A 15420-nucleotide genomic window follows, 5' to 3' on the forward strand; every position below is an offset into this window, starting at 1 on the left:
AAACATCATTGGTGGTCTTATGCGTGTGTTGGGTATTGAAACATCCTGCGATGAAACGGGCGTTGCGATATATGATGCTCAAAGAGGGTTGTTGGCTCATGCCTTGTATTCGCAAATCAGGCTGCATCGCCAGTTTGGCGGGGTCGTGCCTGAGCTTGCATCGCGGGATCACATCAAGCATCTGGTGGCTTTAGTCGATGAAGCATTACAACATTCTTCAATGCATAAAAATGAACTCGATGCAGTAGCTTATACCGCAGGGCCAGGTTTGGTTGGCGCCTTGCTCAGCGGCGCCTGCTTCGCTAAAAGCTTTGCCTTTGCGCTTGACATCCCGGCTTTAGCTGTGCATCACCTTGAAGCTCATTTACTGGCCGCAAAAATGGATTCGCCATCCCTTGAGTTTCCCTTTATTGTACTTTTGGTATCCGGCGGCCACACTCAGCTTATTGAAGCAAAAGAGTTGGGTCATTATAAGGTTTTGGGCGATACGGTGGATGATGCAGTTGGTGAAGCATTTGATAAAACCGCGAAGCTCATGGGCATTCCCTATCCTGGAGGAGCAAAGCTTGCAAAGCTTGCTGATCAATATAACCTGAAACATGAACCGGAGCTCCCGAAATTTCCGAGGCCAATGACCGACAGGCCAGGCTTGAATTTTAGTTTCAGCGGATTAAAGACACACGCCCTGACAACCTGGAACAACAGTGCTCAGGACGAAGAAGCCCGCCAGCGCATAGCGTATGCGTTTCAGGAAGCAGTTGTTGAAACGTTGCTTATCAAATGCAGGCGCGCAGTACAACAAACCCATTGTCAGCAATTGGTTGTAGCAGGCGGGGTTGGTGCAAATCGAAGTTTGCGGGAAGGGCTTGCCCGGCTTATGGCTGAGATGGGCGGACAGGTTTATTTCCCCCGTCTTGAGTATTGCACTGATAATGGCGCTATGGTTGCTTATGCGGGCTGCTTGCATTTATTAAAAAATAAAAAAGATCCAAACTGGGAAATCGCTGTGAAAGCCCGATGGCCGCTTGGCGATTTCTAAAAAATAGATTTTAATCGAGCCCACGTCATCATTTTTTCAAGTCTTTAATTGCCTAATGTATCATTTTTTATCAGAGGGCGGTGTTGATTCTTCTGTAATGATTTTGGGTTGGGAAGGTTTTGGAATTTCTTCACCAGCGGTTGGTTCATTAGGCAGTTCTTCAGTTTTTTCCTTGCTTCGAAAAATGATTTTGGGCTCCACTCCATCGATAAGACGGGTAATATTATGCCGATGTTTATAGAGGATAAATAAGCTGATGAACATTAATGGCATGAAAGCGTTGACATGGTTGAAAATAAATAGGGAATAAAAAGGTGCAAAAATGATGGAAACAATAGATGCCAGAGAAGAATAGCGGGTAAAATTGGCTACTAAAAGCCAGGTAGCAACAACCATGGAGCCAAGGATAATATTTAAACCAAAAAAAGCTCCCAGTGCGGTAGCGACTCCTTTTCCGCCCTTAAATTGAAAAAATACGGGGTACATGTGGCCCAAAACGGCGGCGAAAGCTGTAAAGCCAACTGTTGCAGCGCTCCCGCTTAGTAAATTGACCATCAATACCGGAAGAAAACCTTTCAACATGTCAGCGAATAAAACAATGATGGCATATTTTTTCCCAGCAAGCCGTAAAACATTCGTGGCGCCAGGGTTTTTGGAGCCTTCAATGCGGGGATCCGGCAAGGCAAAAATCCTGCATACAACTATTGCGGAGCAAAAAGAACCCACAATATAACCGAGAAGTACACAAAGCATAAAAAAAAGAAAGGCCAGCATATCCATTTTTCTCCGCGCGGCAAATTGCAGCTATTATCAGGGAAGAGGCAATAATTGTGAAGCCCGGCATTTGTCTCAGGCTGTCCATTGCCAAAAAATTTTTTTAGAGTCTTTTGAAATATAGCGTCATACTTATGGCAGGAATATTGCCTGCAAATCATTGGTATAGCGTCTTCCAAGTTCAGTAACCTGCCAGACATCATCATTCAGCATAATTAATCCCTTATTTTTTGCCTCGTTCAATCCAGGCATTAACAGATCAAGGGCCAAGCCTGTGCGTTCGCCAAAAAGCGCCAAGGGGATTGGCTGTTGCAGGCGGCTAGTATTCAGCATGAATTCAAATATCAGATCATCAGCGTTGATACGGGTTGTCTCGGCAAGAAAGGGTTTATGGCAATCGAGATAATCATTGGGCTGGCGATGTTTGCGCGTCCGATATATATCATTACCCCGGGTATGCTTGCCATGCGCGCCTGCGCCAATGCCGTAGTAATCGCCAAATAACCAGTAGTTTAGATTGTGGCGGGAAAACCGGTTATTACGGCAGAAAGCAGAAATTTCATAGCGCAGGTAATGATTTTCCTTAAGTTTTGCAAAACCCTGTTCTTCCATCTCGCATACAATTTCCTCAGAAGGAAGCGGTGGCTTTGTCTTATAGAACGCCGTATTGGGTTCAATGGTTAATTGATACCAGGACAAATGCTCAGGTTCATGGGCAAGCGCTGTTTGCAAGTCAAGCATTCCCTCCTGTACTGTCTGGTTGGGCAGGCTGTGCATCAGATCAAGATTCAAATTGTCAAAGCCTGCGCTTCTTGCGGCATCTATGGCGCAATGGGCCTGCCGGCTGTCATGTATACGCCCGAGGGCGCGCAGATGCATGGGGTTGAAGCTCTGTATCCCGATTGATAAACGGTTAATCCCAAGGGCACGGTATTCAGCAAACCGCTGCTGCTCAACCGTACCAGGATTGGCTTCCAGGGTGATTTCAATATCGCCTGCGAAGTTTAGCCTTTGCTTTAATTGTACAAACAGCATTTCGTATGCTTTTGGAGTGAGCAAGCTTGGTGTTCCGCCGCCAATAAAAATCGATTCTATCAATCCTGCAGGAAAGCGTTCGAGATCGTTATCCAGGTCTTCTATTAATGCAGCGATATATTGCGTCTCGGGCAACAGCCCAGGGCTTTGATGAGAGTTAAAATCACAATAGGGGCATTTGCGGATGCACCACGGGATGTGAATATAAAGTGATACCGGTATCATGAAGTTGTAAAATAGACTGGCTTGTTAAGTTAGACAATAGTACCATAAGTTGCAAACTAATTTGCCAGTTTACAGACAGGCTCCAGGAACAAACTCTAAAAGATTACGCCGGTTTCCGTGGAATTCATATTCAAACTGCCGTGCCGGCTAATATTATGCTTTATTTAAGAAAAAAGAGGATAAAATTATGCACAACAGAGTTAGAGTGGCTGTTACCGGTGCAGCAGGACACATCGGTTATGCCTTGCTATTTCGCATTGCTTCAGGGCAAATGTTTGGTCCTGATACCGATATCGAATTAAATCTGCTGGAGCTCGAACAAGCTTTGCCCGCACTTGAGGGAGTTGCAATGGAGCTTGAAGATTGCGCGTTTCCCCTGCTAAAGCGGGTTGTATGCACCAGCAGTCTCAAAGAAGCAATGGAAGGCGTAAACTGGGCCTTACTGGTTGGCTCGGTACCCCGTAAGCAAGGCATGGAACGCTCTGATTTGCTGCAGATCAACGGCGGTATTTTTACAAAACAAGGGCAAGCTATTAATGATTATGCAAGCGATGATGTGCGCGTGTTTGTGGTGGGCAACCCTTGTAATACGAACTGTCTTATTGCCAAACACCACGCTCCTGATGTTCCTGACGATCGTTTTTATGCCATGACGACACTGGATGAATTAAGAGCCCGCGCCCAGCTTGCCAAAAAAGCAGGAGTTGATATCACTGAAGTCTCGCAAATGACGATTTGGGGTAATCATTCAGCAACACAATTCCCGGACTTTTATCATGCCAAGATTGACGGCATTTCTGCGGCTAAAGTTATTAATGACGAGACCTGGCTTAAAGAAACCTTTGTGAGCAAAGTGCAACAACGCGGCGCTGAAGTTATTAAGGCAAGAGGTTCGTCTTCTGCTGCTTCTGCCGCCAATGCTATCGTGGTTGGGGTGAATCATCTGGTAAAAGATACGCCAGAACATGAATCCTTTTCCATGGCACTCTCCTCCAATGGAGAATATGGTGTTGATGAAGGACTGATTTTCTCATTTCCGTGTCGACGCGAACATGGCTTTGTGCGCCGCGTAGGCCTTGAACATGGCGTGGTACGTGTCGTTGAAGGACTGGAATTTAACGAATACAGCCAGCAAAAATTCAATGCAACCCTTGAAGAATTGCGTAACGAGCGTGATACAGTTAAGGCATTGGGCTTAATTTAACAACTCAATCCGGCAATGCTGTTTAACCATCAGAGATGCGTCATCATCTCTGATGGTTCATTCAACAGGCGTTTGTTTAGGTTTAAATATCAGCAAAACCCATTCATCTTTTTGCAAAGTGGTCAGCAGTTGAAAATGGGAGGCATAGGCTTCTGCCAGGATACTGGCCTGATCTTTAAGAATTCCGGATACAGCGAGCATGCCTTGTTGATTAACCAGCTGAAAAAATGACTCTTTGAGGGTCAATAAAGGCGACAGTAAAATATTGGCAATTAAAATATCACTGCTGTTTTGCAGGATTTCAGGGAAACCCGTCGTTAGATACTCTGAGCCCAAGGCATTGAGTTCTGCATTATATTGAGTAGCCTGCAGAGCTTGCTCATCTATATCCACGGCATAGGCATGCCGTGCTCCGAGTTTTAAGCCGGCAAGCGCTATGATGCCAGAACCACAGCCATAGTCTATGATGGTTTTTTGAGAAACATCAGCTTGCTCCAACCACTCAAGGCAAAGTGATGTGGTAGCGTGCGTTCCTGTACCGAAAGCAAGACCTGGATCCAGTATCAAATTGACCGCCTGGGTATCTGGAGGCGTCAGCCAGGAAGGGGTGACCCAGAGTCGTTTACCAAATCGTAACGGTTTAAATTCATCAAGGCAGGCGCGCTCCCAGTCTTTTTCGGGAAGGGGGGAAATGGAGGGGTTTAACTGCGGAAATCGTTCTGAAATTTGTCTTGCAGCTGCTTTTGCATCTTCAGGGTCGGCAAATAAAGCCTGAAAAATGACGTCAGGCCAAAGCGGGGTAGTTCCAAGCTCCGGCTCTAAAATGGCATTATCGAATTTATCAGTCAGAATTTGCGATAATGCCCCACTTTCCTCCAGCAGTGCCGACAGCGGTTCAACATCCTCACGCCGGCATTCAATTTCAATCTGCAGCACGATTATTCCTTCAGCATTTTTTCTAAATAATGAATGTTGGTTCCCCCTTGCCTGAAGCCTTTGTCGTGTAAAATCCGTTGATGCAGCTCTATGTTGGTCTTAATGCCGTCAATGATGATTTCATCCAAGGCATTGAGCATTCTCGCAAATGCTTCCTCCCTGGTTTCGCCATAACTGATTAGCTTGCCTATCATGGAATCATAATTTGGCGGAACGGTATAACTGCTGTAGATGTGGGAGTCGAAACGGATGCCAGGCCCGCCCGGCTGATGGAGGAGTCGAATTGTGCCGGGCGAAGGCATGAACGATTTTGGATCTTCAGCATTAATCCGGCATTCAAGGGCATGGCCTTTTAATTTGATTTTATCCTGAGTGAGGGTAAAAGGCATATCGCTTGCAATTTTGATTTGCTCTTTAATTAAATCAATGCCTGTGACCAGCTCAGTTACCGGGTGCTCAACCTGAATGCGGGTATTCATTTCAATAAAGTAAAAGCACCCGTCCTGGTATAAAAATTCAAAAGTGCCGGCGCCTCGGTATTTTAATTCACAGCAGGCTTTAACCACTCGCTCGCCGATTTCACGGCGAAGCTCTTCTGTAAGCCCTGGGGCGGGAGCTTCCTCGATGACTTTTTGGTGACGGCGCTGCATTGAGCAGTCACGTTCCCCAAGATGCACCGCATTTCCCTTGCCGTCTCCCAGCACCTGGAATTCAATGTGGCGCGGGTTTTCCAGAAATTTTTCCATATAGACGACTGGATTGTTAAATGCGGCCTTGGCTTCACTGCGGGTCAGGCTGATGGCATTTAAGAGGTTTGCCTCGCTATGTACCACCCGCATGCCGCGTCCGCCCCCGCCGCCTGCGGCTTTAATGATAACGGGGTAACCAATTTTCCTCGCAAGGGCAAGATTTTTATCATCATCTTCAGATAAAGGACCATCAGAACCTGGAACGCAGGGAACGCCTGCCTGTTTCATGGCATTAATTGCAGAAACCTTATCACCCATTAAGCGGATGGTTTCAGCATGAGGGCCAATAAAGCGAAAGCCGCTTTGCTCAACGATTTCCGCGAAATCCGCATTTTCTGCCAAAAAACCATATCCTGGATGGATGGCAACGGCATCTGTAATTTCTGCGGCAGATATAATTGCCGGTATATTGAGGTAGCTTTTTTGCGAGCTGGCAGGTCCAATACAGACAGTTTCATCAGCAAGGCGAACGTGCAGCAAATCTTTATCAACGTCTGAGTGAACAGCCACGGTTTTGATGCCAAGTTCCTTACAGGCGCGCAGAATTCGCAGAGCTATTTCGCCACGGTTGGCGATTACAATCTTGCTTAACATACATATCGCCCCTATTCAATTGAAAAAAGAGGCTGGTCGTATTCAACCGGCTCACCATTTGCAACATGAATAGCAGTAATTTTGCCTGCACGATCGGCTTCGATTTCATTAAACATTTTCATAGCCTCTATAATGCATAATGTGTCGCCAATTTTGACAGACTGGCCCACGGTCACAAAGGGTGCGGCATCTGGAGAAGGCGCAGTGTACATAGTGCCGACCATTGGAGAACGGATCGTGTGCGCAGATGCTGCAGGCTCCGGTTTCTTTTCAACTTCGGCAGCAGGTGAAGGCTGAATTTGAATTGAAGGAGGCGGAGGAGCAACTGGTCTTGCGGCAGGGGGTTCTGGCGCATACCCATGCCGGCTCAAGCGCAGCGACTCTTCGCCTTCCTTGACTTCAATTTCAGAAATACCGGTTTCTTCCAGCAATTCGATTAATTTTTTAATTTTACGTATATCCATGGATAAAACTCTCTTTACTTGGAATGATGAATGATGGCTTCTAAAGCAAGAAAATAACCCTTGGTGCCAAATCCGCTGATTACTCCCAATGCAATATCGGAAAAATAGGAATGGCGGCGAAAGGATTCGCGGGCATAAATGTTACTGATATGTACCTCAATAAAAGGGATTTTTACCGCGATCAACGCATCACGCAAAGCGATGCTGGTATGCGTAAAAGCTGCAGGATTGACAATGAAATAATCAATTTTAGCGGCAAAGGCTTCATGAATCAGATGGATTAATTCTGACTCACTGTTGCTTTGCCTGGCCTTGAGTTCAAAACCTGCAATTTGGGCTTTATCCTTCAGGTTTTGATTCAGTTTTTCCAATGAGTCCTCGCCATAGACTTCAGGCTCTCGGGTGCCAAGCAAGTTTAAATTCGGGCCATTTAACACAAGAATTGTTTTCATTAAAAAACAGTCGCGATCAAAATTCCCGCAATTTTGCCTGATTCTCACGAATATGTCTATATATCCGATGATATCGGCAAGATGCCGGCAAGATAACTTCATATTTACTATCTTGGCTTCTTTGTCTCATTCTGGTTATAGTTAAGTACAGAACTTTGATTCGCGAAGGATGATTGATGAAAACCCACATCACGGATGTAACGCTACGCGATGCCCATCAATGCTTAATTGCCACAAGGCTTCGTACTGAAGACATGCTGCCTGTCTGCCATAAAATGGATCAGGTTGGGTTTTGGGCCATGGAAGTTTGGGGCGGGGCAACTTTTGATGCCTGTTTGCGTTTTTTAAAGGAAGACCCATGGGAGAGGTTAAAGAAGTTGCGTAACGCACTGCCCAATACTGCCTTATCCATGCTCCTGCGCGGGCAAAATTTGCTTGGTTATCGTCATTATGCGGATGATGTTGTAAAAGAGTTTATTCGGCTGGCCGTGAAAAACGGTATTGATGTATTTCGCGTCTTTGATGCGTTAAATGACACGCGCAATTTAAAAGTGGCAATCGAGTGTATTAAAAAATACAAAAAACATGCCCAAGGCGCAATTTCTTACACCACAAGTCCTGTCCATACCCTGGAGCGATTCGTAGAGCTTGGCAAGGTCATGGCAGATATGGGCTGCGACAGCATCGCCATCAAGGATATGGCAGGGCTTTTGACTCCCAAAGCGGCTGTTGAGCTCACTGTGGCTCTGGCCGATGCAACTGGATTGCCTATCCATGTCCATAGCCATGCTACTTCAGGTCTGGCCGGGATCTGTCTTTATGAGGCTGTTGTTTCAGGTTGCAGGCATATTGATACAGCGATTTCTGCCTATTCAGGCGGGGCGTCACATACGGCAACGGAATCCATGGTGGCAGCACTTGCTGATACACCTTATGATACCGGTCTTGATTTGAGCCTGCTGCTTGAAATTGGCGATTACTTTCAAGGTATTCGCAAAAAATATCAGCAATTTGAGAGTGAAGCCCGGGAAATTGATCCGAGAGTGCAACTCTACCAGGTTCCAGGAGGGATGATTTCCAATCTGTACAACCAACTAAAAGAGCAGCAGGCTTTGGATAAAATGCAGGAAGTGCATGCTGAAATTCCCCGAGTGCGGAAGGATTTGGGTTATCCTCCTCTTGTGACCCCAACATCGCAAATTGTTGGCGCTCAGGCGGTGCTTAATGTATTAACCGGCGAGCGTTATAAGACTATTACCAATGAGGTCAAGCTCTATTGTCAGGGAAAATATGGCGCCCCACCTGGAAAAATCAATGCCCGATTGCGTCAAAAAGCAATTGGCCAAACGGAAGTGATTGAAGGGCGGCCTGCCGATTTATTGCCCTGCGAACTTGAGCGTTTGCGAAAAAACATAGGTGGTTTAGCGGAAAATGAAGAAGATGTGTTGTCTTATGCCATGTTTCCTGAGGTAGCAAAGCAGTTTCTGGAAGAACGAAAGAATCTGGCGCTGAGCCCCGAGCCACTGCTGGCACCGGAATTAAATGTAAAAAAACAACCTTTATCCGAATTTGAATTTTCCTTGCATGGCGAACAATATCACGTCAAAGTGGGCGGAACCGGAAAACGGGAAAATGGCAAACAGGCCTATTATCTTTGGGTTGACGGCGTGCCGGAAGAAGTCATTCTTCATTATACTGAAGAAAACCGGAAGGATTCCTCGCCTCTGCCGCAAAAACCAATTTCAGCGGGGGACATAACAGCTGCCATGCCGGGAACCGTAGTCAGTGTTCAGGTAAAAGCAGGTGATGAAGTTAAAGTCGGGCAGGCATTGCTGGTGATGGAAGCCATGAAAATGGAAACCGAAATCCAGGCGCCTTTTGCCGGGAAGGTGCAGGAAGTCTATTGTCAAAAAGGGGATAGCATCACACCCAGGCAGGTGTTAATTCACCTGGCAAAAATATAACTGATTCAAGATGAACTATGAGCCTTTATCTTTTGCAAGAGGCATTTTAGTTAAAATTCTTATTGTTTTTTACCGCATTTTCTGTTTTGCTATGTGTGCTTAATAAGCATGGTCATGGAATAAGCACGCAAGTTCAGCAGATAAAGCTATTCGAATCATTTCTTGATGATCTGTATTCCATTCTCATGAATTTACTGGCTTAATTAATTTTGGCTGCTATGCTGTTTAAGCCTCTATGATTCATTACATCGCATGTCCAGCGATAAAAGGATAGTTTACTCAAGCATTTAACGCTTAAGGAGAAAGTTTCATGGCTAATCATTCTCATGTTTATTCAGCCGTTTTTTTGTCTTTGGCTGTTGCAGCGCCAGCATTTGCTGCAGAGCCTGTTTCCTTACAAAATGATTCGCTGCATTCCATTCCCGGCAACATAGAATTGCTTTTCCCCGGCGATAAACCAAAACTAGCTGGTTCAGCCGATACCATGCAATTTCTAAAACAGCATCGAGATATTAATAAGGTTATGCATATCCGTATGCAGCAGCAATATGCCGGCTTTCCTGTATTTGGCGGCTATGTCGTTTTGCATACGAGGCAACCCCACAACATGCTTTTGCATAACAAAAGCGAAGTCCTTTTAAATGGCAAGGTATATAAAGCGCTGGAAAAAGATTTGGGTAAGCCGCAAGCCGATTTTAAAAAAAATGCCTCCCGTGCCCTGGAACAATTAAAAGCCAAGTATCCAAACCAGGCTATCAGTGAAGAAGAGGCGATACCTATGGTTTACATAGATGAGGATGATCGTGCACATTGGGCCTATAAGGTCAGCGCTTTAGTTCGCTATCCAGATAAAATACCAGAACGGCCAACCATGATTATGGATGCCAGTACCCTGACGCCTTTTGTAGAGTGGAATGATATCAAAACAGCTTACACAGAAGTCAGAGGCAGGGGATTTGGCGGCAATACCAGTTCGCGTAAAGTTCAATATGGAAGAAAAAATGTCCCTTACTTGATAATCCATAGAGACAACGAAGCAGGCATTTGTGCTATGGAAAACGACTCAGTCAGAGTTGTTGACATGAAACATAAGGTATACGGTAAAAACGTTCCCATGAAGTTTTCCTGTCAAAAAGGCAATCTTAAATCAAAAATATTCTGGACAGGATACAATGCAAACGGCTATGACCGTGCCAATGGCGCTTTCTCGCCGTCCAATGATGCGCTTTACGCAGGCCAGGTTATTAATCAATTGTACAATCAATGGTATGGGATTCCTCCTTTAGTCAATAATGCCGGGAAAGCCATGAAAATGATTATGCGCGTTCACTATGGGCGTTCTTATGAAAATGCGTTTTGGGATGGCAAGCAGATGACTTTCGGTGACGGCGGTCGCTTACTCCATCCGTTGGTTTCACTGGGAATTGGCGCCCATGAGATATCTCATGGATTTACCGAGCAGTATTCAAATTTGATGTATTATGGACAATCCGGCGGCATGAATGAATCATTTTCCGATATGGCGGCAAAAGCTGCTGAATTTTTTGCCCAAGGAAAAAATGACTGGAAAATTGGTGGAGAAATATTTAAGAAAAAGAGCGGCTACGATGCAATTCGCTACATGGATAAGCCGAGCCGGGATGGGGAATCCATAGACAGTGCAGATGAGTATTACAAGGGATTGGATGTTCATTATTCAAGCGGCGTGTATAATCGTTTGTTTTATCTGCTGGCTACGACTCCCAACTGGAACACCCGCAAGGCCTTTGATGTCATGGTGAAAGCCAATATGGATTATTGGACACCCTATTCTACATTTGTGCAGGGTGGCTGCGGCATTATCAGTGCAACGCAGGATTTGGGATATGAGGTTCATGATGTAAAAAATGCACTTGCAAAAGTAGCGGTTGATTATCAAAACTGTAATGAATCCCAAACATTGATGGGGTAAGTCTTGCCTGAATTTCGTAATAAGTCTTTATCAGCGGCGGATAACCAATGACCACATCCCGGGCTAGGGCTTTGCCCAATCCGGGACATTTATCTTTTAAATCACCAAATATATTTATATATTTGCAAATTTAGCCATCATATTTTAAAAATGGCCTATGCTAATTAATATGGATAATGGTGGGCTTTATCAGTATGATGCAGAAGATCTGGCAAATAGCCATCAGACGTGTTGACACGTTGCATCGTCATTTTTGCAAAACCCTGGTGTCAAAGTCTCAGGCCAAATAAAGGTGAGTGTAAATGCAGCAATCCACGCAAACCATTTCACTGATAACATATAACATCCATAAAGGTTTTGGCTTTGGTAAAATCCGTTTTTTATTACCCGAAATGCGTGAAGCGATTACTTCATTAAATCCGGATTTTGTTTTTTTGCAAGAAGTGCAGGGAGAGCACAGGAGACGCCAAAAACGGATTGACGCCTGGCCGGATGCCCCTCAGTTTGAATATATTGCTGAAAAGATTTGGCCTCATTATGTATATGCCAAAAATGCCATCTATCAGTCAGGTCACCACGGCAACGCCATTTTGAGCAAATATCCTTTTGAGCGATTTGAAAATATTAATTTATCCTCGCTCAATCGCGCCTCGCGCGGGATTTTGCATAGCCAGCTTATCTTAAGCGACGCTCCGAAAATAAAGATTCATCTGCTTTGTGTTCACTTGGGATTGTTTAAGGCTGAGCGTAAGGAACAATCCAAAACCTTAATGGCGAGGATCAGCGAAGCAGTTCCTGAGGATGAACCTTTACTGATGGCAGGGGATTTCAATGACTGGCGAATGCATTTATCAAAGCCCCTGGCAGAAGAATTGGGTATTCAGGAAGCCTTTTATTCTTTAGAAGGGAAGCATGCGCGCTCTTTTCCTGCCATTAGGCCTTCCTTGTGCATAGACAGGGTTTATTTTCGGGGTATGGAAGCGCGCGAAGTACAATGCCTGCAGGGCAAACCATGGCGCATGCTGTCGGATCATGTGCCCTTGTTTGCCCGATTTACGTTGACTGTTTGAGGCTTTCATGGTTTGCAAAAGAACATGAATGGCGAAATGGATGTCAACAGTAAAGTTGTGTTGCAGTTTTTTAGGATTCCATGTTTTCCTGATATTCACCAAAACATGCCAAGCTGTTTAAATGCGCACGTTTCAAGAGCGCTTTTTGAGCTTTTTCTACATTCTCTGACTTCCCTTCCCAGATCTTCAGACAATCTTCCTGTAAGGCTCTACCATATGAAAAGCTTAACATCCAAGGTTGTGGACCAAATGAGTTTATGGCATTTAAGTTGGCTGTAGCCTGTGTCGGCGATTGACCTCCGGAGAGGAAATTAATGGAAGGCACCGCAGCGGGAACATGATTTAGGAAAATGCTTAGGGTGTAATTGGCTATTTCTTCCGGAGAACTGAAAGGTTTGCTCTCCTTGCCGCAGGTAATCATGCTCGGCTTTAAAATAATGTGCTCCAAGGCAACTTGATGGATAAAAAGCGAATGGAATAATTCATGGAAAACAATTTCTGAGGCTTCCGCACAGCGCTCTATGCTGTGGGCACCATCCATCAGGATTTCAGGCTCAACAATAGGGACAATTCCTGCTTCCTGACAGCAGGCAGCATAACGGGCCAGAACCTCAGCACCTGCTTTAATGGCAATCAGGCTAGGTTTATAGTCTGAAATAGAGTAAACATTACGCCACTTGGCAAATTTTGCACCCAGTTTTTTAAAATGCATCAGGCGCTCTGGCAAGCCATCCAACCCTTGGGTAATTTTTTCATCATCGGTATTTGCCAGGGGAACCAGGCCTTTATCCACTTTGATGCCGGGGATAATGCCTTTTTGGGCAAACAATTCAACAATAGGGGTGCCTTGTTCATCATGATGCTGAAATGTTTCTTCAAATAAGATCACGCCATTAATGTATTTTTCCAAATCTTTGGTGTTGGCGAGCAACAGCCGATAATTGCGCCGGTTTTCCTCATTGTTTTCAAGCCCGATGCTTGCAAACCGTTTGCCTATCGTACCTGTACTTTCATCGGCAGCCAAAAAGCCTTTACCCTCTTGCAATAAGGCATCCATTGTGGTTGATAGCTCATCAAAATTCATATTTCGCTCCTGATTTTTATTATTGATAAGTGTGAGTCTTAGTTAGGCTCGGGTTGATTTATTTTCCGGAAATATATTTTTCACGAATGATTTGCTGCAAGCTGAATCCTTGTTCCTTAAGCAGGTTAAAAGACTCGTCAATCATACCCGGGTTGCCGCACAAATATACCATGTCCCTTTCCGGATCTAATTGTAAATGGGGAAACGCGCTTTGCACATAGCCCTTAAATTCATGCTGATGTTCATGAACTTCAGTTTCACGGCTTAAGTGAGCGCGAAAGATAACCCGGTCAGAAGAAGCAACAAACGCTCTAAATTCATTACCGTACAGTATATCCTCCCGTTTCTGCACTCCTTGTAAAATGACAATTTCAAGGTTGGGGTCAAGCTTGAGCCGTCTTTTTAACTCAGAAAGCATAGCGCGATAAGGTGTGATGCCAGTGCTGGTGGCAATCAGGACATACCGTTTGGGATTGTCATCCTTGAGAACCAGTCGGCCAAAAGGACCTGTGATATTGATTGAATCACCAGGTTTTAAATTAAAAAGAAATTCGCTGCCGGGCCCGCCTGCTACGTAGCCTGCAGCAAACTCAATGCGATTGTTTTGCAGGGGAATATTGGCAATGCTGTAGCTTCGCCGCAGGGTTTTACCGTCACGCTCAAAATGAATGGTTATAAATTGTCCTGGAAGATAGTCAAAAGCCGGCTTCTGCTCGCATTTGCAGATAAAATGCCTGACTTTGGGCGAGAGCATAAAGGCCTCTTCAAGCATAATCGGAAAGGTATTGATGGACATAATTACATATAAAAATTGATTAAATGGTTAATATAGGCTAAAAACAGGATATTGCAAGTATTATTTATATACAGAGTGATAATTTTATGTATTCCAAGGTTAGCCAGGAAAATGTGTATAATTAAATTATGAATGCTGATATCGTAACCATGATTGGCAATTTAAGCCGATCGCTGCTGGCCGTACAGGCACTAATTACAGGCCTGGCCTATCTTATTGGCATTCTTTTTATGTGGACGGCTATCAGTAAGCTCAGAAAAATTGGCGATGCCCGCTCAAGGGGCGGTTCTCATGAAAAGATGTTTATTCCCATTGCCTATTTCCTTGGCGGAGCGGCCTTACTTTTTTTACCTTCAGCCATAACGGTATTGTCGACCACAACATTCGGTTATGGAAATGTCCTACAATATTCTCAGTATAAGCCCTATGATATCTACAGCTCCATGAAAGTTGTTATCCTGACGGTTGGCTTGATATGGTTTGTACGAGGGTGCACGCTGCTCGTCCATGCGAGCCAGCCAGGGATACAACATGGCCCGAAGGGGTTGGCTTTTCTTTGCGCGGGTATACTGGCTATTAATTTTGAGGGAACGATTGCCGCCTTGAATTATGTAATGAATAATCTAATTACGCTGTCAGAAGAGGTATCAAGACGATTTTGACAAGGTTTATTGACAATTTGTTTTATGGCGGGAAAATGTTAGAACCGGGCTCATTGGTATCAGTTTAACAACTTATGCAAAATTAGAGCAAGCAATGTCTTTTTCGGTAAAACAAATTCTTAACATGTGCTAACATGCAGGGCTTAACAAAAGGAGCAGGATGTATGAAACGGCTGAATTGGATTTTTTGCATTGGGTTTTTATTTTTTTCTACAGCAGCTTTGGCAGAAAAAGCGCCGGATTCTCCACAAAAAAATACCATAAAACCGACCCTCATACTGAATCATCTAAAGCCTTTAAAGCATCAGGAAACAGGTGGAGATGAACTCTATATGGATATAGGGGTCTATAGGGCACAAAAAGAAGGCCGTTTTTTCCGAATTCCAGAATTCCCGAAAAACTGGCCATCCAGCCAATCCGA

General features: G+C 44.7%; 15 protein-coding genes. 7 read left to right on the forward strand and 8 right to left on the reverse strand.

Features of this window, described 5'->3' with window-relative positions; translation table 11 throughout:
* Positions 1-19 precede the first annotated feature (19 nt).
* Positions 20-1039 (forward strand): tRNA (adenosine(37)-N6)-threonylcarbamoyltransferase complex transferase subunit TsaD, encoded by a 1020-nt coding sequence (tsaD, locus tag Llon_RS00225; protein WP_058528249.1) that lies wholly within the window; start codon positions 20-22, stop codon positions 1037-1039.
* A 60-nt stretch (positions 1040-1099) separates the two neighbouring features.
* On the opposite strand, the gene plsY is transcribed toward tsaD, so the two are convergent.
* Positions 1100-1819: a glycerol-3-phosphate 1-O-acyltransferase PlsY gene (gene plsY / locus Llon_RS00230; RefSeq protein WP_058528067.1), complete on the reverse strand. Its 720-nt coding sequence runs from the start codon at positions 1817-1819 to the stop codon at positions 1100-1102.
* Between the two features lie 126 nt (positions 1820-1945).
* The gene (hemW, locus tag Llon_RS00235; protein WP_058528068.1) at positions 1946-3073 is read right to left on the reverse strand and encodes a radical SAM family heme chaperone HemW; all 1128 of its coding nucleotides are present in this window, start codon (positions 3071-3073) and stop codon (positions 1946-1948) included.
* Between the two features lie 187 nt (positions 3074-3260).
* Between hemW and Llon_RS00240 the strand changes: the two genes are divergently transcribed.
* Positions 3261-4277, forward strand: coding sequence for a malate dehydrogenase (locus tag Llon_RS00240; protein WP_058528069.1), 1017 nt, complete (start codon positions 3261-3263; stop codon positions 4275-4277).
* A 57-nt stretch (positions 4278-4334) separates the two neighbouring features.
* On the opposite strand, the gene prmA is transcribed toward Llon_RS00240, so the two are convergent.
* From prmA to aroQ, 4 genes are read right to left on the reverse strand one after another with little or no spacing between them, the layout of a single operon-like run.
* A complete protein-coding gene (gene prmA / locus Llon_RS00245) occupies positions 4335-5216 on the reverse strand; it encodes a 50S ribosomal protein L11 methyltransferase (protein WP_058528070.1) in 882 nt (293 codons plus the stop codon).
* Positions 5216-6556: an acetyl-CoA carboxylase biotin carboxylase subunit gene (gene accC / locus Llon_RS00250; protein ID WP_058528071.1), complete on the reverse strand. Its 1341-nt coding sequence runs from the start codon at positions 6554-6556 to the stop codon at positions 5216-5218. Before accC ends, prmA begins: the two co-directional genes overlap by 1 nt.
* A gap of 11 nt (positions 6557-6567) precedes the next feature.
* On the reverse strand, positions 6568-7020 hold the full coding sequence (gene accB / locus Llon_RS00255; RefSeq protein WP_058528072.1) for an acetyl-CoA carboxylase biotin carboxyl carrier protein: 453 nt from the start codon (positions 7018-7020) through the stop codon (positions 6568-6570).
* A 14-nt stretch (positions 7021-7034) separates the two neighbouring features.
* Entirely contained in the window at positions 7035-7472 is a 438-nt protein-coding gene (aroQ, locus tag Llon_RS00260) for a type II 3-dehydroquinate dehydratase (RefSeq protein ID WP_058528250.1), read from the reverse strand.
* A 176-nt stretch (positions 7473-7648) separates the two neighbouring features.
* On the opposite strand from aroQ, the gene oadA reads away from it, so the two are divergent.
* The 3 genes from oadA (at position 7649) to Llon_RS00275 (ending at position 12457) form a co-directional block, all read left to right on the forward strand.
* Positions 7649-9436, forward strand: coding sequence for a sodium-extruding oxaloacetate decarboxylase subunit alpha (gene oadA, locus Llon_RS00265; RefSeq protein ID WP_237758225.1), 1788 nt, complete (start codon positions 7649-7651; stop codon positions 9434-9436).
* Between the two features lie 310 nt (positions 9437-9746).
* Positions 9747-11387 carry a M4 family metallopeptidase gene (locus Llon_RS00270; protein ID WP_058528074.1) on the forward strand — a complete coding sequence of 547 codons (1641 nt, stop codon included), beginning with the start codon at positions 9747-9749 and terminating at the stop codon, positions 11385-11387.
* Positions 11388-11689: 302 nt separating this feature from the next.
* A complete protein-coding gene (locus Llon_RS00275; protein ID WP_058528075.1) occupies positions 11690-12457 on the forward strand; it encodes an endonuclease/exonuclease/phosphatase family protein in 768 nt (255 codons plus the stop codon).
* Positions 12458-12527: 70 nt separating this feature from the next.
* Here Llon_RS00275 and Llon_RS00280 read toward each other — a convergent pair whose 3' ends face one another.
* Both Llon_RS00280 and Llon_RS00285 read right to left on the reverse strand, forming a co-directional pair.
* Positions 12528-13541: a class I fructose-bisphosphate aldolase gene (locus tag Llon_RS00280; protein ID WP_058528076.1), complete on the reverse strand. Its 1014-nt coding sequence runs from the start codon at positions 13539-13541 to the stop codon at positions 12528-12530.
* A 58-nt stretch (positions 13542-13599) separates the two neighbouring features.
* Positions 13600-14337, reverse strand: a complete 738-nt coding sequence (locus Llon_RS00285) for a ferredoxin--NADP reductase (protein WP_058528077.1) — start codon at positions 14335-14337, stop codon at positions 13600-13602.
* Positions 14338-14465: 128 nt separating this feature from the next.
* Between Llon_RS00285 and Llon_RS00290 the strand changes: the two genes are divergently transcribed.
* Both Llon_RS00290 and Llon_RS11515 read left to right on the forward strand, forming a co-directional pair.
* Positions 14466-14999 carry a hypothetical protein gene (locus Llon_RS00290; RefSeq protein ID WP_058528078.1) on the forward strand — a complete coding sequence of 178 codons (534 nt, stop codon included), beginning with the start codon at positions 14466-14468 and terminating at the stop codon, positions 14997-14999.
* Positions 15000-15163: 164 nt separating this feature from the next.
* Positions 15164-15420, forward strand: a 257-nt coding sequence (locus Llon_RS11515) for a hypothetical protein (protein ID WP_058528079.1), incomplete at its 3' end; no start/stop codon positions are given.

The organism is Legionella londiniensis (assembly GCF_001467825.1).
Classification (GTDB): Bacteria; Pseudomonadota; Gammaproteobacteria; order Legionellales; family Legionellaceae; genus Legionella_A; species Legionella_A londiniensis.

Coding starts and splice junctions, on each gene's coding strand:
- plsY (WP_058528067.1), bottom strand. CDS start 1,819: ATGGATATGCTGGCCTTTCTTTTTTTTATGCTTTGTGTACTTCTCGGT.
- Llon_RS00280 (WP_058528076.1), bottom strand. CDS start 13,541: ATGAATTTTGATGAGCTATCAACCACAATGGATGCCTTATTGCAAGAG.
- Llon_RS00285 (WP_058528077.1), bottom strand. CDS start 14,337: ATGTCCATCAATACCTTTCCGATTATGCTTGAAGAGGCCTTTATGCTC.
- Llon_RS00275 (WP_058528075.1), top strand. CDS start 11,690: ATGCAGCAATCCACGCAAACCATTTCACTGATAACATATAACATCCAT.
- Llon_RS00290 (WP_058528078.1), top strand. CDS start 14,466: ATGAATGCTGATATCGTAACCATGATTGGCAATTTAAGCCGATCGCTG.
- aroQ (WP_058528250.1), bottom strand. CDS start 7,472: ATGAAAACAATTCTTGTGTTAAATGGCCCGAATTTAAACTTGCTTGGC.
- Llon_RS00240 (WP_058528069.1), top strand. CDS start 3,261: ATGCACAACAGAGTTAGAGTGGCTGTTACCGGTGCAGCAGGACACATC.
- hemW (WP_058528068.1), bottom strand. CDS start 3,073: ATGATACCGGTATCACTTTATATTCACATCCCGTGGTGCATCCGCAAA.
- oadA (WP_237758225.1), top strand. CDS start 7,649: ATGAAAACCCACATCACGGATGTAACGCTACGCGATGCCCATCAATGC.
- Llon_RS00270 (WP_058528074.1), top strand. CDS start 9,747: ATGGCTAATCATTCTCATGTTTATTCAGCCGTTTTTTTGTCTTTGGCT.
- accB (WP_058528072.1), bottom strand. CDS start 7,020: ATGGATATACGTAAAATTAAAAAATTAATCGAATTGCTGGAAGAAACC.
- tsaD (WP_058528249.1), top strand. CDS start 20: ATGCGTGTGTTGGGTATTGAAACATCCTGCGATGAAACGGGCGTTGCG.
- accC (WP_058528071.1), bottom strand. CDS start 6,556: ATGTTAAGCAAGATTGTAATCGCCAACCGTGGCGAAATAGCTCTGCGA.